The sequence below is a fragment of the Acinetobacter lactucae genome, assembly GCF_013344765.1.
Taxonomy (GTDB): domain Bacteria; phylum Pseudomonadota; class Gammaproteobacteria; order Pseudomonadales; family Moraxellaceae; genus Acinetobacter; species Acinetobacter lactucae_A.
Genome location: NZ_JABVBF010000470.1, coordinates 1 through 255, shown reverse-complemented (window position 1 = coordinate 255; position 255 = coordinate 1). Strand labels below are relative to the sequence as shown.

Below are 255 nucleotides of genomic sequence, written 5' to 3'. Positions count from 1 at the left end.
TCAGTGCACAAGGTGGCACATCGGACAATGTGAAGTTGGGCGAGACGGTTGACTACGCAAATACTGATGGCAACATCGAGATTACAGCGGGGGCGGACAACCAGATCAACTACAACCTGGCCGATGATATTACGGTTACCAGTGTGACTGCGGGTGACAGCAAGCTGGACAGCAACGGTTTAACCGTTACAGGTGGCCCGAGTGTGACCAAGTCAGGCATTGATGCGGCGAACACCAACATCAGCAATGTAGCGG

General features: G+C 53.3%; 1 pseudogene. It reads left to right on the top strand.

Features of this window, described 5'->3' with window-relative positions:
* Positions 1–255: pseudogene (locus HUN22_RS17890) on the top strand (hypothetical protein); the annotation flags it as partial.